At 69.3% G+C, this 17,698-nt stretch carries 16 protein-coding genes; 10 read left to right on the top strand and 6 right to left on the bottom strand.

Features of this window, described 5'->3' with window-relative positions; all coding sequences use genetic code 11:
- Position 1: 1 nt before the first annotated feature.
- Positions 2-235, bottom strand: a complete 234-nt coding sequence (locus AC4FS2_RS17205; protein WP_491154880.1) for a helix-turn-helix domain-containing protein — start codon at positions 233-235, stop codon at positions 2-4.
- A complete protein-coding gene (locus AC4FS2_RS17200) occupies positions 232-840 on the bottom strand; it encodes a hypothetical protein (RefSeq protein WP_491154878.1) in 609 nt (202 codons plus the stop codon). The genes AC4FS2_RS17205 and AC4FS2_RS17200 overlap by 4 nt, the downstream gene beginning before the upstream one ends.
- A 311-nt stretch (positions 841-1,151) precedes the next feature.
- Here AC4FS2_RS17200 and AC4FS2_RS17195 point away from each other — a divergent pair, with 311 nt between their 5' ends.
- Positions 1,152-3,677, top strand: coding sequence for an ATP-dependent Clp protease ATP-binding subunit (locus AC4FS2_RS17195; protein ID WP_491154876.1), 2,526 nt, complete (start codon positions 1,152-1,154; stop codon positions 3,675-3,677).
- Between the two features lie 74 nt (positions 3,678-3,751).
- Here the strand turns inward: AC4FS2_RS17195 and AC4FS2_RS17190 are convergent, their stop codons facing one another.
- Positions 3,752-5,428, bottom strand: coding sequence for an NAD(P)/FAD-dependent oxidoreductase (locus AC4FS2_RS17190; protein ID WP_491154874.1), 1,677 nt, complete (start codon positions 5,426-5,428; stop codon positions 3,752-3,754).
- Positions 5,429-5,514: 86 nt separating this feature from the next.
- Between AC4FS2_RS17190 and AC4FS2_RS17185 the strand changes: the two genes are divergently transcribed.
- Positions 5,515-6,015 (top strand): amino-acid N-acetyltransferase, encoded by a 501-nt coding sequence (locus tag AC4FS2_RS17185; protein WP_491154873.1) that lies wholly within the window; start codon positions 5,515-5,517, stop codon positions 6,013-6,015.
- A gap of 59 nt (positions 6,016-6,074) precedes the next feature.
- Positions 6,075-6,782 carry a hypothetical protein gene (locus tag AC4FS2_RS17180; protein ID WP_491154871.1) on the top strand — a complete coding sequence of 236 codons (708 nt, stop codon included), beginning with the start codon at positions 6,075-6,077 and terminating at the stop codon, positions 6,780-6,782.
- A gap of 283 nt (positions 6,783-7,065) precedes the next feature.
- Here AC4FS2_RS17180 and AC4FS2_RS17175 read toward each other — a convergent pair whose 3' ends face one another.
- On the bottom strand, positions 7,066-8,625 hold the full coding sequence (locus AC4FS2_RS17175; protein ID WP_491154869.1) for an amino acid permease: 1,560 nt from the start codon (positions 8,623-8,625) through the stop codon (positions 7,066-7,068).
- A 139-nt stretch (positions 8,626-8,764) separates the two neighbouring features.
- Between AC4FS2_RS17175 and AC4FS2_RS17170 the strand changes: the two genes are divergently transcribed.
- The 6 genes from AC4FS2_RS17170 to AC4FS2_RS17145 all read left to right on the top strand — a co-directional run bounded on the left by AC4FS2_RS17170 (position 8,765) and on the right by AC4FS2_RS17145 (position 14,266).
- Positions 8,765-10,123 (top strand): glutamine synthetase family protein, encoded by a 1,359-nt coding sequence (locus tag AC4FS2_RS17170; RefSeq protein ID WP_491154867.1) that lies wholly within the window; start codon positions 8,765-8,767, stop codon positions 10,121-10,123.
- Positions 10,104-10,865: a gamma-glutamyl-gamma-aminobutyrate hydrolase family protein gene (locus AC4FS2_RS17165; RefSeq protein ID WP_491154865.1), complete on the top strand. Its 762-nt coding sequence runs from the start codon at positions 10,104-10,106 to the stop codon at positions 10,863-10,865. Before AC4FS2_RS17170 ends, AC4FS2_RS17165 begins: the two co-directional genes overlap by 20 nt.
- Entirely contained in the window at positions 10,862-12,220 is a 1,359-nt protein-coding gene (locus tag AC4FS2_RS17160; protein ID WP_491154863.1) for an aldehyde dehydrogenase family protein, read from the top strand. Before AC4FS2_RS17165 ends, AC4FS2_RS17160 begins: the two co-directional genes overlap by 4 nt.
- Positions 12,221-12,255: 35 nt before the next feature.
- Positions 12,256-13,035 carry a 3-oxoacyl-ACP reductase gene (locus tag AC4FS2_RS17155; RefSeq protein WP_491177890.1) on the top strand — a complete coding sequence of 260 codons (780 nt, stop codon included), beginning with the start codon at positions 12,256-12,258 and terminating at the stop codon, positions 13,033-13,035.
- 20 nt (positions 13,036-13,055) lie between these two features.
- Positions 13,056-13,772 carry a FadR/GntR family transcriptional regulator gene (locus AC4FS2_RS17150; RefSeq protein ID WP_491154860.1) on the top strand — a complete coding sequence of 239 codons (717 nt, stop codon included), beginning with the start codon at positions 13,056-13,058 and terminating at the stop codon, positions 13,770-13,772.
- Positions 13,773-13,858: 86 nt separating this feature from the next.
- Positions 13,859-14,266, top strand: coding sequence for a dehydrogenase (locus AC4FS2_RS17145; protein WP_491154858.1), 408 nt, complete (start codon positions 13,859-13,861; stop codon positions 14,264-14,266).
- A gap of 180 nt (positions 14,267-14,446) precedes the next feature.
- Here the strand turns inward: AC4FS2_RS17145 and radA are convergent, their stop codons facing one another.
- Complete coding sequence (gene radA, locus AC4FS2_RS17140) at positions 14,447-15,811, bottom strand: DNA repair protein RadA (RefSeq protein ID WP_491177888.1); 1,365 nt, start codon at positions 15,809-15,811, stop codon at positions 14,447-14,449.
- A gap of 57 nt (positions 15,812-15,868) precedes the next feature.
- Between radA and AC4FS2_RS17135 the strand changes: the two genes are divergently transcribed.
- On the top strand, positions 15,869-16,333 hold the full coding sequence (locus tag AC4FS2_RS17135; protein ID WP_491154855.1) for an SRPBCC domain-containing protein: 465 nt from the start codon (positions 15,869-15,871) through the stop codon (positions 16,331-16,333).
- Positions 16,334-16,342: 9 nt separating this feature from the next.
- Here AC4FS2_RS17135 and AC4FS2_RS17130 read toward each other — a convergent pair whose 3' ends face one another.
- A complete protein-coding gene (locus AC4FS2_RS17130) occupies positions 16,343-17,689 on the bottom strand; it encodes a M20/M25/M40 family metallo-hydrolase (protein WP_491154853.1) in 1,347 nt (448 codons plus the stop codon).
- Between the last annotated feature and the right edge of the window lie 9 nt (positions 17,690-17,698).

Raw genomic sequence — 17,698 nt, 5'->3', positions numbered from 1 at the left:
GTCAGTCCCGAGCCAGCACGAGCAGGTCGCCGATCTCGCAGTCCAACGCGCGGCAGATCGCCGACAGCGTCGAGTAGCGGATGGCGCGGGCGCGGTCGTTCTTGAGCACCGAGAGGTTCACGATCGAGACGCCGACCAGTTCGGAGAGCCGGGTCAGGGTCATCCCGCGCTCCGCGAGCAGCTCGTCCAGCCGGCAGTGGACGCCGCTGGGCCCCTCGTCTTCTGCGGGGCTCACACCAGACCCTCCGAGTCGCGCTGCAGGCGGATGCCGCGACGGAATGCGAGCGAGAGCAGCCCGAGCACAGTCGCAGCGATCCAGACGGCGAAGAACGGCCACGCCAGAGCCCACGAGTCCGGATCGAAGTCGGCGAGGCCCGCGGCCGCGAGGACCCCGTTGCGTCCGAGCGTGTCGAGGAAGTACACCGCGACCGCGCCCCCGAACATGGTCCATCCCGCCGCGTCGAGCAGGCGCGGGTTCGTCGCGTCGAAGAAGCGACCCCGCAGGAACCGCAGCGCGAGGACGGCGAGCAGGGCGATCACGGTGAGGGCCGCCGCCGCGCCCACGACGATCGACGCAGCCAGCGACATCACCGAGAGCGTGTTGGTCCCCGGGGCGATCACGTCCGCCCACGTCACCTCGACCATGGTCGTGGGGAGCCCGTTCCCGGGCGCGAGCTGCGCGGGAACGTGCCCGAACGGCACCGGCACCGACGTGCCCTCGGGGGTGAACGTCTCGAGCCAGCGGATCACGGAGGCGACCATCACGGCGACCGCCAGGGTGCCGCTGACGCCGAGCGTCGACAGGATCTCGTTACGTTCCTTCTTGGTGGTCTGCTCCATCACACCCGTCCCTTCGTGTCGTGCTGCAGCTCTGCTGTCGGAGTACCGATGCCGCAGGCTTCGTTCGGAAACGCACTCCATAACGATATTCGTTGTTATCGAATATCGTTAATCCAGGCGCGTGCAAAGTCAATCGGCAGGGGGCGAGGCAGCGCCATCTCGCCCGCGCAATCGCGGAATCGGCGCCCGCGCAAGGGGCAGTGCCCGCGCTATGCCGACGGCGAACACGGCCGCCCGGTATCAAGGCGCTGGTTAGTCTCGATATACGGCGCGCGGAGCGTGCCGATCGACCCATTCTGGAGGGTTTGAGGATGTTCGAAAGATTCACCGACCGTGCCCGTCGAGTTGTGGTGCTCGCCCAAGAAGAGGCGAAGATGCTCAACCACAACTACATCGGCACCGAGCACATCCTGCTCGGCCTGATCCACGAGGGCGAGGGTGTGGCCGCCAAGGCCCTGGAGTCCCTCGGTATCTCGCTGGACGCTGTGCGTGAGCAGGTACAGGACATCATCGGGCAGGGGCAGCAGCAGCCGACCGGCCACATTCCGTTCACCCCCCGCGCGAAGAAGGTCCTGGAGCTGTCGCTGCGCGAAGCGCTGCAGCTCGGACACAACTACATCGGCACCGAGCACATCCTGCTCGGTCTCATCCGCGAGGGTGAGGGCGTCGCCGCGCAGGTGCTCGTCAAGCTCGGCGCCGACCTGAACAAGGTCCGCCAGCAGGTCATCCAGCTCCTGTCCGGTTATCAGGGCAAGGAGCCCGCGGGCGTCGCATCCGGCGCCGGCGAGCAGACATCGGCGACCGCCCAGGGCGGCTCGGCGGTGCTCGACCAGTTCGGCCGCAACCTCACGCAGGCCGCGCGCGACAACAAGCTCGACCCGGTCATCGGGCGCGAGAAGGAAATCGAGCGCGTGATGCAGATCCTGTCGCGCCGCTCGAAGAACAACCCCGTCCTCATCGGGGAGCCCGGCGTCGGCAAGACCGCCGTCGTGGAGGGCCTCGCGCAGGCGATCGTCAAGGGCGATGTGCCCGAGACGCTCAAGGACAAGCAGGTCTACTCGCTCGACCTCGGCTCGCTCATCGCCGGGTCCCGCTACCGCGGTGACTTCGAAGAGCGCCTCAAGAAGGTCACCAAGGAGATCCGCACGCGCGGCGACATCATCGTCTTCATCGACGAGATCCACACGCTCGTGGGTGCCGGTGCTGCCGAGGGCGCCATCGACGCCGCGTCGATCCTGAAGCCGCTGCTCGCCCGCGGCGAGCTGCAGACGATCGGTGCCACGACGCTCGACGAGTACCGCAAGCACTTCGAGAAGGATGCTGCGCTGGAGCGCCGCTTCCAGCCGATTCAGGTGGCTGAGCCGAGCCTGCCGCACGCGATCAACATTCTGAAGGGCCTGCGCGACCGCTACGAGGCGCACCACAAGGTGCAGATCACCGACGGTGCGATCGTCGCCGCCGCGAACCTCGCCGACCGTTACGTCAGCGACCGGTTCCTGCCCGACAAGGCCATCGACCTGATCGACGAGGCCGGCGCACGCCTGCGTCTGTCGATCCTGTCCAGCCCGCCGGAGCTGCGCGAGTTCGACGAGAAGATCGCCAAGGTCCGCGAGCAGAAGGAAGTCGCCTCCGAGGAGCAGGACTTCGAGAAGGCCGCGTCGCTGCGCGACGAGGAGAAGTCGCTCCTGGCTGAGCGTCTCCGTCTCGAGAAGCAGTGGCGCAGCGGCGACGTCGCGAGCCACGCGGTCGTTGACGAAGGTCTCATCGCCGAGGTGCTCGCTCAGGCCACCGGCATCCCCGTGTTCAAGCTCACGGAGGAGGAGTCCAGCCGCCTCGTCTTCATGGAGAAGGCGCTGCACCAGCGCGTCATCGGCCAGGAAGAGGCCATCTCGGCCCTTGCCAAGACCATCCGCCGCCAGCGTGCGGGTCTGAAAGACCCCAAGCGCCCGTCCGGATCGTTCATCTTCGCCGGCCCCACGGGCGTCGGAAAGACCGAACTGGCCAAGGCGCTCGCCGAGTTCCTCTTCGACGACGAGGGTGCGCTGATCTCCCTCGACATGTCGGAGTTCGGCGAGAAGCACACCGTCTCGCGGCTGTTCGGTGCCCCTCCCGGGTTCGTCGGCTTCGAAGAGGGCGGGCAGCTCACCGAGAAGGTGCGCCGCAAGCCGTTCTCGGTCGTGCTCTTCGACGAGATCGAGAAGGCGCACCCCGACATCTTCAACTCGCTGTTGCAGATCCTCGAGGAAGGCCGTCTCACCGACGGTCAGGGCCGCGTGATCGACTTCAAGAACACCGTCATCATCATGACGACCAACCTGGGCGCGCGCGACATCGCGGGCGGCCCGGTCGGGTTCCAGGTCGAGGGCGACACCGCCACCTCGTACGACCGCATGAGGGGGAAGGTGCAGGAGGAGCTGAAGCGGCACTTCAAGCCCGAGTTCCTCAACCGTGTCGACGACATCATCGTCTTCCCGCAGCTGTCCAAGCCCGAGCTGGTGCAGATCGTCGATCTGTTCACCAAGCGTCTGGCCGACCGGCTGCTCGACCGTGACATGACGATCGAGCTGTCGCAGGCGGCGAAGGAGCGTCTCATCGAGATCGGGTTCGACCCCGCCCTCGGTGCGCGTCCTCTCCGCCGGGCGATGCAGCGCGAGGTGGAAGACCGACTGAGCGAGAAGATCCTCCACGGCGAGCTCACATCGGGCGACCACGTGAAGGTCGACTCGGCGAACGGCGAGTTCGTGTTCGAGACGACCGCGCGGGGCGACAAGGTCGCCGTCGGTGTCACCACCGGTGGCGAGATCACCGCGACCCCCGACATCGTCGCCGGCGCCTGAGCTGACACACACGAACGGCGGATGCTCCGGCATCCGCCGTTCGTCGTATCCGGGCATCGCCCGCGGCGGCGCCGTCAGTGCGCCGCGAGATGCGCGTGGACGGCCGAGATCACGACCGAGCCCTCGCCCACCGCGGATGCCACCCGCTTGAGGGAACTCCGCCGAGTGTCACCCACCGCGAAGAGCCCGGGCACCGACGTCTCGAACTGGCCTGGCCGCTCGCCGCCGCGCCACGGATCCGGGAGGTCTTCGTCGGCCTCGGACGAACCCGTGACGACATACCCCCAGCGGTCGCGGAGCACCGCGTCAGGAAGCCATCCGGTGTGCGGGCGCGCCCCGATCGTGACGAAAAGTCCTTGGCAATCCACCCAGGCGCGGGTGGCGGTGCTCGCGTTCTCGACCTCGACCGCCGCCAGACGGCCCGACTCGTCGGCCCGCGCGTCCACGATGCGGGACTCGCGGATGATCGTCACCCCGAGCGCCTCGAGTTGCGCGATGAGGTAGCTCGACATGCTCGCGGCGAGGGAGGAGCCGCGGATGAGGAGCGTGACGGTGGCGGCGTACCGGGCCAGGTGCAGTGCCGCCTGGCCCGCGGAGTTCCCCCCGCCCACGACGCACACCGCGCGGCCCTGCTGCGCGCGCGCCTCCACGGACGAAGCGCCGTAGAAGACCGAAGTCCCGACGAACGGCTTCAGCCCGGGAACCGCCAGCCGCCGGTAGGAGATGCCGGTGGCCAGCACGACGCTGCGCGCCACGACCTGTTCGTCACCCGGGCCGACCGTGATCGTGAACGCACCATCCTTCTCCAGCGCCGTCGCCTCTCGCGCGTGGGCGAAGCGCGCCCCGAACGCCCACGCCTGCTGATACGCCCCACGGGCGAGTTCGGCTCCTGCCACTCCCCGGGGAAAGCCGAGGTAGTTCCGGATCAGCGAGCTCGACCCTGCCTGCCCGCCGATGGAACTCCGCTCGATCACCAGCGTGGACAGGCCCTCCGACGCCGCGTACACCGCCGCGGCCAACCCGCCCGGCCCGGCTCCGATGATGGCAAGGTCGACGGGCGCGGTCGGCACGGACGTGGTGAGCCCGGAGGCGCGCGCCACCGCCTGGTCATCGGGGTCGTCGAGGATGCTGCCGTCGGCGGCCAGGACGACGGGTGCACCGGTGTAGCGGCGCCCCGCCGCATCGAGGATGGTGGCGGCTTCCGCTGACTCGGGGGCGAGGTGCTTCACCGCGAGACCGCTCCGGGCGAGCAGCGCACCGAGCACGTGGGTGCGGGGGGCCGTGTCCGATCCGATCACCGTGAATCCGCTCCGGTCGCGGGTCGTCGACCGCCAGTCGCGGAGGAACTCCGTCACGGCGCGATGGAAGTCCTCATCGCCGGGCTCGAAGGGACGGATGAGATAGAAGTCGATCAGCAGCTCGGACATGAGGCTGAGAACACGCTCGGCCGTCTCGGATCGGACGCCGGCGCCCCACTCGATCAGCAGCGCGCGTCGGGCATCCGGGAACGCGAGCGCGGCACGCGAGAACAGGTCGCCGACGGAGATTCCCGACGGTGGGTCGGCGGCGAGCAGAAGCGCCAGCTGTCGCCCGTCCGCGGCGAGCGTATCGAGCGCGGCGCCGGCGTCCTCGCCGGCGGACACGATCTCGTAGTCGGCGGCGTATCGCCGCTGCAGCGCGCGGACGACCCGTTCCGAGGGGTCTGCGTCTGCGACGACGACGACCGGTGCGGGTGCAGTGCGATCAGGCATGGATGCTCCGAGGATTCGGCAGACGGCTGCGGCGGTGTGCCGACCGGGTTGAGGTCGCCGCCATGTTCGCATCCTAGGCTGGGACCATGAGCGACTTCACCGTCCGTCCGGCCCGCACCGCGGACATCCCCGGCATCCACGGTCTGTTGGAGCCGTACGTGCAGCGCCGCATCCTGCTCGGCAAGGATCTCGTCGTCCTCTACGAGTCCGTGCAGCAGTTCCAGGTCGCGGAGGCGGATGGTCGCCTCATCGGATGCGGCGCGTTGCACGTGATCTGGGAAGACCTCGGCGAAGTGCGCACCCTGATCGTCGTCGACGACTGGCTGCACCGCGGGGTGGGGCGCGCCGTGGTCGAGGGACTGGAGGACGCCGCTCGCCAACTGGGGCTGTCGCGATTGTTCTGCCTCACCTTCGAGGTCGACTTCTTCCAGAGCCGCGGGTTCGAACCGATCGGGGAGCAGGTCGTCGATCCCGACGTGTACTCGCAGCTGGTCCGCAGTCCCGACGAAGGTGTGGCCGAGTTCCTGGACCTCGCCCACGTCAAACCCAACACCCTCGGCAATACCCGGATGCTGAAGACGCTGTAGCCCGTCGCGACGGGCGTGCCGCCCGGGGCTTCGCGCTTCTCGCGCCTACCCTGGGGAGCATGAGCGGCACTCCTCCGCGTCGGCGGCACTCTCCGGCGGTCTACCGTCGCCGCCGACTCGTCCTGCTTCTCGTCGTCATCATCGTGGTCGGCGCACTCGTGTGGCTGTTCGTCGCGCAGCCGTGGCGGAGCGCCGCGGAATCGATCGCGGCTCCCACCCCCTCGGCGACGGCTCCCGTGTCCTCCACGCCCACGGCGATACCGACCGAGACGCCGCCCACGGATGCGGAGACCCAACCGGAGGGGGAGGCCGAAGCGGAGGGGGACGCCGAAGTGCCGAACCCCGAGCTCACCCCCATGGCGGACGCGTGTCTTCCCGGCGACCTCTCGATCGAGGCCGTGACGGATCAGCAGGCGTACGCCACCGGCCAGAACCCCCAGCTGTCGATCCGGCTCACCAACCAAAGTGAGACCGACTGCACGCTGAACGTCGGAACCAGCGCGCAGGCGTTCACGATTTCGAGCGGCTCCGATGTGTGGTGGCGCTCGACGGACTGCCAGACCGAGCCGAGCGACATGATCGTGCTCCTCGCCGCCGGACAGCAGACGACGAGTTCCGCCCCGCTGACGTGGGACCGGACGCGCTCGTCGGTGGACACGTGCGGGAGTGAGCGTCCCAGTGCACCCGGGGGCGGGGCCACGTACCATCTGAGTGTGGCGATCGGCGGGATCGCGTCGAACAATACCGCCGCTTTCCTGCTCCACTGAGGCCGTCGTTTTGTCCCCCAAATGGTGGACAGACGTGAACCGTTCGGTGAAGCTATGGTAGATACGTTCCTGCATCGAGGATCGTAAAGCTGTCCCCAGCAGCCGGCCGAGCGTTCCCCAAACGCACATAGCCCACGGTCCGCAGGAACCTCGAGGCCCTCTCGAATCCGCCAGCCCCCAACTGGAGGATCCGAGAGGGCCTCTCTCCTTGCCTCCGCGCCGGCGATGCCGTCACGCGCGGATGCCGCGGTCGGCAGTCGACCGCGGCATCGAAGTGCTGTTCTCAGGCGCGCGTCTCCGGATCCGAGGCGCCGAACACCTCGCGCTCCATGGCGTCGTATCCCTCCGCCTGCGGGTCGCGGTGCGTCCCGCCGGACAGGGCGTACTCCTCTTCGGGCGAGAGGATGAGGCGGTGCCGGAAGAACGCCCCGAATCCGACCAGCAGCACCACGTACACGACGGCGATCGCGATGATGGCCGGAAGGAACGTCGGGTTGAGAAGGAACCCGACGAAGATCAGCGCTGCCACGACGATCGCGATGACGGCGCCGGGGATACCCCACGGGCTGCGGTACGGGCGGTCGGCGTTCGGGTACTTCCGCCGCAGGATGATGAACGAGATCATCTGCAGCAGGTAGGCGACCACGGCGCCCCACACGGCGATGTTGAGGACGATCGCGCCGGCCACCGCCCCGGCATCCTCGTTGAGCTGCGTGAGGACGTCGAGAACGAGAAGCGCCACGAACCCGATGGCGGCACCCACGACGAGCGCGACCCAGGGGGTTTGACGCTTACCGGTGAGGGAGAGGAAGCGCGGGTAATAGCCGGCGCGCGAGAGCGAATACATGTTGCGCCCGTACGCGAACATGATCCCCTGCAGTGATGCCAGCAGCCCGACCAGCGCGAAGAGCGCCAGCACCGCCGCCGCACCGTCGCCCACGATCGCCCGGAACCCGTCGAGGAGGGGCTCGCCGGCGACCCCCGTCGCCTCTGCGCCGAGAACGCCGGTGTTGAGGAAGAGCACGAGCAGGCCCGTGACGATGAGGGTGCCGCGGGCCCAGAATCCGGCGCGCGGGATGTCGCGCACGGGGTTGTGCGATTCCTCGGCTGCAAGAGGCAGCTCTTCGATGCCGAGGAAGAACCACATCGCGAACGGCAGCGCGAACAGGATCGGCAGCACCCCGTGCGGGAGGAATGCCGTCTGGCCCGGGTCGGGCGCGATGTCCCACAGGGCATCCCATGAGAACGCACCGGAGAAGACCGCCATCGCCGAGTAAACGAGGATGATGCCGATCGAGATGATGGAAACGACGATCGCGAACCGGAACGAGATGGCGGCGCCGGCGGCGTTGAGCACGATGAAGACGGCGTACAGGATGATCCACCACACCCAGGCGGGGATGGACACTCCGAGCAGTTCCGCGGTGATGGCGTCGGCGTAGGACGCGGAGAAGAAGACGATCACGGCGGTGGTGGCCACGTACTCGATCGTCTCCGCGGCGCCGGTGACCAGACCGCCCCAGGGGCCCATGGCCGACCGGGCGAAGGAGTACGCGCCGCCGGTGTGCGGCATCGCCGCGGCCATCTCGCCGATCGAGAAGATCATGCCGTAGTACATGGCGACCAGGATGACGAAGGCGATCAGCATCCCGCCGAAGCCGGCGAAGTCGATGCCGAAGTTCCACCCGGAGAAGTCGCCGGAGATGACGGCGGCGACCGCAAGTCCCCAGAGGCCCCAGATCCCCGCCGACCGCTTCAGCGTGCGCTTTTCGAAGTAGCCGTCGCCGGCCCGGGTATAGGTGGCGCCGGCGACCTTTCGCGCGGCTCCGCTGGACTGAGACATACGACCTCCGCTGGAATCGGGTGGGCGCACGCCCGCGCCTTGCGGATGATTGTGACGGTCTATTGGTCTGGCTGTCTACCTTTGCATGTAAGTTCCTTCTTACAGTTGGAGCGGCGGAGCCACGACGGAAGGACCACCCATGGCGGGCAATCTCACGACGACGCAGCTGGATGCCGCGATCGAGGCGGGCGAGATCGACACGGTGATCGTGGCCTTCCCCGATGCGCAGGGTCGGTTGGTGGGCAAGCGCGTCGCCGGGCGGTTCTGGCGCGATGAAGTGCTGCCGCACGGGGCCGAGGCCTGCAACTACCTCCTCTCCGTCGATGTCGACCTCAATACCGTTGCCGGCTACGCCATGTCGGGCTGGGAACAGGGCTATGGCGACATGGTGCTGCGCCCGGACGTCGCCACCCTCCGCAGGCTCCCGTGGCAACCGGGCACGGCGCTCGTGATGGCCGACCTCGGGTGGGTGGGCGGCGGCGCCGATGTGGGGCCATCGCCCCGCGGCATCCTGAACGCGCAGCGCCAGCGGCTCGCTCGCGAGAACCTCGTCGCCTTCGCGGGCACCGAGCTCGAGTTCATCGTGTTCGACGACTCCTTCCGCGCCGCATGGGCGAAGGGATACGACGGGCTCACCCCGTCCACGGACTACAACGTCGACTACAACCTCCTCGCCACAACGCGGATGGAGCCTCTGCTGCGCGACATCCGCCGGGGGATGGAAGGCGCCGGCATGTACTGCGAAGGCGTCAAGGGAGAGTGCAATCTCGGGCAGCAGGAGATCGCGTTCCGCTTTGCCGAGGCCCTCGAGACCGCCGACAACCACACGATCTACAAGAACGGCGCCAAGGAGATCGCGGACGCGCACGGGAAGTCGCTGACCTTCATGGCGAAGTTCAATGAGCGCGAGGGCAACAGCTGCCACATCCACCTGTCGGTTCGTGGTGAGGACGGAGCATCCGTGATGGCCGGCGACGGCGACCACGGGTTCAGTCCGTTCATGGAGCACTGGATCGCAGGCATCCTCGCGACGCTCCGTGAGTTCACCCTCCTGTACGCCCCCACGATCAACTCGTACAAGCGCTACGCGAAGGGATCCTTCGCGCCCACGGGGGTCGCGTGGGGGGTCGACAACCGCACGTGCGCGCTGCGTATCGTGGGGCACGGGGCGTCACTGCGCGTGGAGAACCGCGTGCCCGGCGGAGACGTCAATCCCTACCTGGCGATCTCCGCGATCATCGCCGGCGGGCTGCACGGCGTGCAGAATTCCCTGCCGCTGCCCGCCCCGCTCACCGGCAATGCGTACGACTCCGACATCGATCACCTGCCGACGACGCTGCGCGAGGCGGCACGCCTCTTCTCCGAGTCGCAGGTGGCACGTGCGGCGTTCGGCGACGAGGTCGTCGAGCACTACCTGAATCAGGCGCGCATCGAGGTCGAGGCCTTCGATGCCGCCGTGACCGACTGGGAGCGGATCCGTGGCTTCGAGCGGCTCTGACGCGTCGCCCGTCGTCGGGCTGACCACCTATCTCGAGCAGGCCAAGCAGGGCGTCTGGGATGTGCGGGCGTCCTTCCTTCCGCAGCAGTACTTCGAGGCCGTGACCGCGTCCGGCGCCGCGGCCGTGCTGCTCCCGCCCCAGCCGAGGCCGGATGCCGCGGCCGACGCCGTGCTGGATGGCCTCGACGGGCTCATCCTCACCGGCGGGCGGGATGTGGACCCGGAGCTCTACGGGGCCGAGCGCCACCCGCTCACCGACATCGCGCGGCCCGACCGCGATGCGTGGGAACTGGCGCTTCTCCGCGGAGCCCGGGAACGGGGCATCCCGGTCTTCGGAATCTGCCGCGGCCTGCAGCTGATCAACGTGGCCTTCGGCGGAACGCTGCACCAGCACCTGCCCGAGGTACTCGGCACCGAGCGGTACCGCGTGGGTGGGGGAGTGTTCGCACCCAACACCGTGACCGTGAGAGACGGCACGCGCCTGGCCGGGATGGTCGGCGCCGACGAGCTCGACGTGCACAGCTACCACCACCAGGGAGTGGATGAACTGGGAGGCGGTCTTGTCGTCACCGCCCGCACCGATGACGGGCTCGTGCAGGCGGTGGAGCTTCCGGGCGACGACTACCTCGTGGCCGTGCAGTGGCATCCCGAGCAGGATTCCGCCGACCGGCGGCTTTTTCTCGGCCTCGTCGCGGCTGCCGCCGCGTACGCCGAACATCGAAAGGAAACAGTGGTTTCGTGAGCTTCACCGTGATCGACCCGTCCACCGGCGTGCCCTTCCGCGACGTGCCACGCGCCTCGCTGGCGGACGTGGAAGCGGCCGTGGCCCGCGCCGTCGCGGCGCAGCGGGTGTGGGCGGCGCTGGCTCCGGCGGCCCGCGCCGACGCGCTGCGCGCATTCGCTCGTGTCGTCGAGGCGCACGTCGAAGAACTCGCCACCCTCGAGGTGCGCAACTCCGGGCACCCGATCGGGTCGGCGCGGTGGGAAGCCGCGCACGTCGCCCAGGTGCTGAACTTCTCCGCGGGGGCGCCCGAGCGGCTCTCCGGGCGGCAGATTCCCGTCGCGGGCGGGCTCGACGTCACCTTCCACGAACCGTACGGGGTGGTGGGGGTCATCGTGCCGTGGAACTTCCCCATGACGATCGCCTCGTGGGGATTCGCGCCCGCGCTCGCCGCCGGCAACGCCGTCGTGCTGAAGCCGGCCGAGCTCACGCCGCTCACGGCGCTGCGGCTGGGCGAGCTCGCGCTCGAGGCCGGACTGCCGGAGGGGCTGTTCGAAGTCATCTCGGGTTCGGGCTCGGTCGTCGGGCAGCGGTTCGTCTCGCACCCCGACGTGCGGAAGGTGGTGTTCACCGGCTCCACCGAGGTCGGCATTGACGTCGCCGCCGGATGCGCGCGGATGCTGAAGCCCGTCACGCTCGAACTCGGCGGCAAGAGCGCCAACATCGTGTTCGCCGATGCCGACCTCGAAAAGGCCGCCGCGGCCGCGCCCGCGTCGGTGTTCGACAACGCCGGTCAGGACTGCTGCGCCCGAAGCCGCCTCCTGGTGCAGCGGAGCGTCTACGACCGGTTCCTCGAGCTGCTCGAGCCCTCAGTACGGGCATGGCGCGTCGGGAACCCCGCCGAGGAGTCGACCGACATGGGGCCGCTCATCTCCGCCGCTCACCGCGACAGGGTCGCGTCCTACCTCGACGGCGCCCGGATCGCCTTCCGCGGCTCCGCGCCGGAGGGGGACGGGTTCTGGTTCGCGCCGGCCGTCGTGCTGGCCGACCCGGGCGACCGGATCGCCCGCGAGGAGGTGTTCGGGCCGGTCGTCGCGGTCCTGCCGTTCGAGGACGAGGCCGATGCCATCCGCCTGGCGAACGACACGATCTACGGCCTGGCCGGATCCATCTGGACCGAGAACCTCGGCCGCGCGGTACGCGTTTCCCGCGCTGTCCGCAGCGGCGTCCTGTCGGTGAACTCGCACGCATCGGTGCGGTATTCCACTCCGTTCGGCGGGATGAAGGCCTCCGGCCTGGGCCGCGAGCTCGGACCCGACGCCGCCGAGCACTTCACCGAGACCAAGAACGTCTTCTATGCCACGGATGCTTCGTGACTCCCGCATCCCGCACTCCCCAGGAGGAAGCCCGCATGACCGTCGACCTCACGCAGCGCCTTCAGGACCGGGTCGCCATCATCACCGGCGGGGCCGGCGGAATCGGCCTAGCGACTGCCCGGCGCTTCGCCGCCGAAGGGGCGCGCGTGGTGATCGCCGACGTCGATCCCGGCGCCGGTGAGGCCGCAGCATCCGAAGTGGGCGGTGTCTTCCGACCGGTCGACGTGGCGGACGAGGCCCGGGTGAACGCCCTGTTCGACGGCGTCGCGGAGGAGTTCGGTCGCGTCGACATCGCGTTCAACAACGCGGGCATCTCCCCCGCCGATGACGACTCGATCGAGACCACCGAGCTGCCGTCATGGGACCGCGTGCAGGATGTGAACCTCAAGAGTGTGTATCTGTGCTCTCGAGCGGCGCTGCGTCACATGGTCCCGGCGCGGTCAGGATCGATCATCAACACCGCCTCCTTCGTGGCGCTCCTCGGCTCGGCGACCTCGCAGATCAGTTACACCGCGTCGAAAGGCGGCGTGCTCGCGATGACCCGCGAACTCGGGGTGCAGTTCGCCCGGCAAGGCGTCCGGGTCAACGCCCTGTGCCCGGGACCGGTCAACACGCCGCTGCTGCAGGAGCTGTTCTCGAAAGACCCCGAGCGCGCGCAGCGCCGTCTCGTGCATGTGCCGATGGGGCGCTTCGCCGAGCCGGAGGAGCTCGCCGGCGCCGTGGCGTTTCTCGCCTCGGATGACGCGTCCTTCATCACCGCCACCGCCTTCGTCGTCGACGGAGGCATCACCAACGCCTACGTGACACCGCTGTAGACGATGATGGCCGCACGCTGATGACCGACGTTTCGCTCGACGATGTGCGCCGTGCCGTGTACCGGCCGGTGCGCCAGGGGAATGCGCTGGAAGACACCGTCGCCCGGCTCGTGCAGACGGTGCGGCTCGGGGTCCTCGGACCCGGGGAGTCGCTTCCTCCCGAGCGTGAACTCGCCGCCCTGTACGGCGTCAGCCGCGACACCGTGCGCGAAGCCATCCGCGAACTGGCCGACGCCGGCTTCCTCGAGTCGCGCCGCGGTCGCTACGGGGGGACGTTCATCGCCGACCCGCTGCCGCGGCCGACCGAGCCGCCCGCCGTGGAACCTGCCGAGCTCGACGAGGTGCTGGGGATGCGGCGCGTGCTGGAGGCGGGCGCGGTGCGAGCCGCGGCCACGCGTGCGCTGGAACCCGCCGACCGGGAGGCGTTGTGGGCCCGTCACGAGGAGGCCACCGCGGCCGGCCCGGACGGCTACCGTCGCGCCGACACCCTGCTTCACCTCACGATCGCCGAGCTGGCGGGGATTCCCGCACTCGTGCCCCTGGTGGTGGAGAACCGGGCGCGGATCAACGCGTGGCTCGACACCTTTCCCCTCCTGCTCCGCAACATCGAGCACTCCAACGCCCAGCACGAGAGCATGGTCACCGCGATCCTCGCGGGGCGTGCGGATGCCGCATCCGCCGCCGCGCTCGACCACCTCGCCGGTTCGGAGGCGCTGCTGCGCGGCTTCCTCGGCTGATCCGGCCGATGACGGACGATCTTCGTCGCTCTGGCGCGGTTCCCGGCGACGAAAACCGTCCGTGATCGGGCGGATAGGGTGGGGGGATGGCGGCGAAGAAGAAGGGGAAGGGGCGCGCTGAGCTCGAGTTCCGCAACACGGCGCTCACCGACGCCCTCCAGACGCAGGACATGGCCGCCGTCGCGTTCGCGCTGCGTAATGGACCCACCGTCGCTCCGCTCCTCCGCGCCGGTGATCGCGACAACCCGCTGGACGCGGGCGAGGTGTGGACCTACCGAGACCCCGACAACGGCGACATCGCGCTCCTGCTGTTCAGTGACGCCGCGCACAAGCCCGAGACGCTCCCGCCGCACATCGCTCTGCAGTCACCGGCCTGGCTGCGGGCCTTTCTGCAGGCCCATCGCGAGGACATCAAGACCGTGTTCCTCGACATCGCCGGGCCGCACCCGATGCAGGCGTCGCCCGACGACCTGCTCGCCGCGCTCGAGGTCTGAGCGGCGACACCCCGCCTCGAATCGCGTCGCCGCGGCTGCGGTGGCAGACTCGGTGCATGGAGTACCTGATCGCGGGCGCTGTGTGCGCCGCAGGCCTCGCCATCCCCGTCGTCCTCGGCTTCGCCCAGCAACGCCGTCGCCGCCCAGGCCCGCCCGGCCGCTGATCGACCGGGGGCGAGGTCAGAACTCGGGAAGGTCTTTCGGGTCGACAGGGTGTCGCACCGGGAGGTCGCGCAGCGCCCGATCGATCGACCGGGAGCCCGCGTCGAGCACCAGCTGGTAGCCGAGACGGGATGCTTCGTTCGCACGCTGAGCGGATTGGGTGACCGGCCGGATCTCGCCCGTCAGCGTCAGCTCGCCGATCGCGACGGTCCGGTGAGAGATGGTGCGGTCGCGGACCGCGTTGGCGACGGCGATCGCGATCGCCAAGTCGGCGGCGGGTTCGCTGAGCCGCACCCCGCCCACGGTCGACACGTAGACGTCCTTGTCTGACACCTTGATGCCGGCACGCCGCTCCAGCACGGCGAGCACCATCGCCACGCGGGCAGAGTCCACGCCGTTGACGATCCGGCGCGGGTTGGGCGCCGTCGAGTCGATCGTCAGCGCCTGCACCTCCACGGGAAGCGCCCGGCGGCCCTCGAGGGCGATGGTCACGCACGTGCCCGGGACAGGATCGCCGTGGCCGAGGAAGAGCGCGCTGGGGTCGGGAACCTCGGCGATCCCCGCGCCGGTCATGTCGAAGCATCCCACTTCGTCGGTCGGGCCGAACCGGTTCTTCAGCGCGCGCACGAACCGCAGCGACGTCTGACGATCGCCCTCGAAGTGGCAGACCACATCGACGAGGTGCTCGAGGATACGGGGGCCGGCGATGGAGCCGTCTTTGGTGACGTGACCGACGATGATGACCGGAAGCGACCGCTCCTTCGCGACACGGATGAGAGTCGAGGCCACTTCGCGCACCTGACTGGGCTGGCCCGCGGCCCCGTCGCTGAGCGCTGAGGACACCGTCTGGACCGAGTCGACGATCAGCAGCTCGGGCTGAACAGCGTCGATGTGCCCCAGGATGGTCGCGAGATCGGTCTCGGCCGCCAGATAGAGCTCATCGTGGAGCGCGCCGGTGCGCTCGGCCCGGAGGCGGACTTGCGCGGTGGACTCTTCCGCGCTCGCGTACAAGACGCGTCGCCCGGCCCGGGCGCTCTGCGCGGCGACTTCGAGCAGCAGGGTGGACTTGCCGACGCCGGGTTCGCCGCTGAGGAGGATCGCCGCCCCCGGCACCACACCGCCGCCGAGGACGCGGTCGAACTCGCCGACGCCGCTGGTGCGCCGCGGCGCATCCTGCGTGTCGATCGCGGTGATCGGGCGCGCCGCGCGAGCGGCGCCGGGCGCGATCGGGGTCAGGCTGCGGCTGATGCCGGTCTGCTCGGCGGCTTCGACCACGGTGCCCCACTGCTGGCATTCGCCGCAGCGGCCGGCCCACTTCAGGGTCGTCCACCCGCACTCCGTGCACCGGTAGGAGGCGGCGGTCACGGTCTTTCGGGCGGGCATGGGTTCAGGCTACGCGTGCCCGCCGACATCGCCGGTTCCGCGGCGTAGCGTGTCGCCATGCGCGCCGACCGGGCCACCCGCCACATCACCGCCGACCCCGACCGCGTGTTCCGTGCGTTCACCGATCCCGACCTCTTCGTCGCGTGGATCCCGCCGGAGGGCATGAGCGGCCGGCTCGAGGAATTCGATGCCGAGCGCGGGTACCGGATGGTGCTCACGTACGACCGTCCGCCCGAGGGAGGGGGCAAGTCGTCGCCCGACACCGACCTCGCCGTCGTCCGCCGGGTGGCGGTCGAGACGCCCCGGCGTCTGGTGGAGGAGGTGGATTTCCCCTCCGCTGATCAGGGCTTCGCCGGCACGATGCGGATGACCTGGATCTTCCAGCCGGAGGCGACCGGCACCCTGGTGTCCGTGGAGGCTACCGAGGTGCCGGACGGAATCGACCAGGACGTGCACGTGGGGGCGATGATCTCGTCGCTGGCGCAGCTGGCCCGGGCCGTGGAGCACCGGCCCGCCGGATAGGCGGCGGTCTCAGAGCCGCGCGAGGAGTTCGCTGTAGAAGGTCAGGCCTTCGGTGAAGGACGACAATCGCAGCCGCTCATCGACGGCGTGGATGCTGCGCCGTTCCGCCAACGTCATCGCGTACGGGTTGAATCGGTAGACGTGGTCGCTGATGGCGCTGTAGTTGCGGCTGTCCGTCCCGCCGTTGTTCACATAGGGCACCACGAGGACCTCGCCGTACACGGCCGTGATCGCCGCTTCCAGTCGTTCCCAGACCGGGCCGTCCGCTCGCGCGGGAGGGACCGGATCGAGGCACTGCACGACCTCGAAGAGCGCGCCGGTGTCGGCGACGGCGGCTCTCACCCTGTCCACCATGTCCGTTGCGCGGTGGCCGACGGCGACACGGACGTTCACCACGGCGCTCGCGCGCTCGGGCACCGCGTTGGGCGCTTCTCCTGCGCTGAGCATCGTCGCGAGGGATGCCGAGTGGACCATCGCATGGGCGTCGCGGCTGACGGAGGCGAACTCGGCGATGGCGGCATCTTCGTCCGTATCCAGCATCTCCGCGGCGCGGCGCACCGGGCCGGTCGCGACCGGGCCGATGGTGGCGATCATCCGTCGTGTGACGTCATTGAGCACCGGAACGCTGCCGGCGTCGTCGATCGCGGTGAGCGCATGCGCCAGTCGCGTGGTGGATGTCACCTCCGGTGGCACGGAGGCGTGGCCACCCGGCGCCGTGAAGGTCAGCCGGATCGTCGCGGTCCCCTTCTCGCTCACGCCGACGTAGACGACATCGTCCGGGACGCCCGGAAAGATGCTCTCGCCCACGATGCCGCCTTCGTCCAGGACGAATCCCGGCCGAATGCCCCGCGCCTGCAGCAGGGCGACGATCGCGGGCGTGGCGTCGCCGAGGATCTCTTCGTTGTGGCTGAGGGCGACGTAGATGTCGTTACTCGGGGTATGACCGCTGCGGAGCGCGGCTTCGACGGCTTCGAGGATCCCCACGAGTGACGCCTTGTCGTCGATGACGCCCCGGCCGACGACGGTCGCTTCGTCGCCGCTCCCGACCACGTCGGCCGCGAACGGCGGCGTGCTCCAGCCCTCGTCGCTCGCACCGACGACGTCGTAGTGCGCCATCAGAACCGAGGGCGCCCCCTCCTCGGTCCCCCGCCAGCGGAAGAGCAGGGAATGCCCCTTCACGACCTCCCGCTCGAGGGTGGCGTGCAGGGTGGGGTAGAGCTCGGGGAGGACACGCAGGAACTCGTCGAACGGAGCCCAGTCCACGTCGGCAGAGTCCAGACGAGACATCGTGGGGATCCGCACGAGCTTTCGGTAGTTGACGATGGCGCTCGCCGGCTCGGGAGAGGCATGATCCATGGCGCCAGT

The organism is Microbacterium sp. Z10_103 (assembly GCF_058310455.1).
This window is presented reverse-complemented; position numbering and strand designations above follow the sequence as displayed.

Coding starts and splice junctions, on each gene's coding strand:
- AC4FS2_RS17145 (WP_491154858.1), top strand. CDS start 13,859: ATGGCGGCGAAGAAGAAGGGGAAGGGGCGCGCTGAGCTCGAGTTCCGC.
- AC4FS2_RS17135 (WP_491154855.1), top strand. CDS start 15,869: ATGCGCGCCGACCGGGCCACCCGCCACATCACCGCCGACCCCGACCGC.
- AC4FS2_RS17130 (WP_491154853.1), bottom strand. CDS start 17,689: ATGGATCATGCCTCTCCCGAGCCGGCGAGCGCCATCGTCAACTACCGA.
- AC4FS2_RS17195 (WP_491154876.1), top strand. CDS start 1,152: ATGTTCGAAAGATTCACCGACCGTGCCCGTCGAGTTGTGGTGCTCGCC.
- AC4FS2_RS17155 (WP_491177890.1), top strand. CDS start 12,256: ATGACCGTCGACCTCACGCAGCGCCTTCAGGACCGGGTCGCCATCATC.
- AC4FS2_RS17200 (WP_491154878.1), bottom strand. CDS start 840: ATGGAGCAGACCACCAAGAAGGAACGTAACGAGATCCTGTCGACGCTC.
- AC4FS2_RS17175 (WP_491154869.1), bottom strand. CDS start 8,625: ATGTCTCAGTCCAGCGGAGCCGCGCGAAAGGTCGCCGGCGCCACCTAT.
- AC4FS2_RS17190 (WP_491154874.1), bottom strand. CDS start 5,428: ATGCCTGATCGCACTGCACCCGCACCGGTCGTCGTCGTCGCAGACGCA.
- AC4FS2_RS17170 (WP_491154867.1), top strand. CDS start 8,765: ATGGCGGGCAATCTCACGACGACGCAGCTGGATGCCGCGATCGAGGCG.
- radA (WP_491177888.1), bottom strand. CDS start 15,811: ATGCCCGCCCGAAAGACCGTGACCGCCGCCTCCTACCGGTGCACGGAG.
- AC4FS2_RS17150 (WP_491154860.1), top strand. CDS start 13,056: ATGACCGACGTTTCGCTCGACGATGTGCGCCGTGCCGTGTACCGGCCG.
- AC4FS2_RS17180 (WP_491154871.1), top strand. CDS start 6,075: ATGAGCGGCACTCCTCCGCGTCGGCGGCACTCTCCGGCGGTCTACCGT.
- AC4FS2_RS17185 (WP_491154873.1), top strand. CDS start 5,515: ATGAGCGACTTCACCGTCCGTCCGGCCCGCACCGCGGACATCCCCGGC.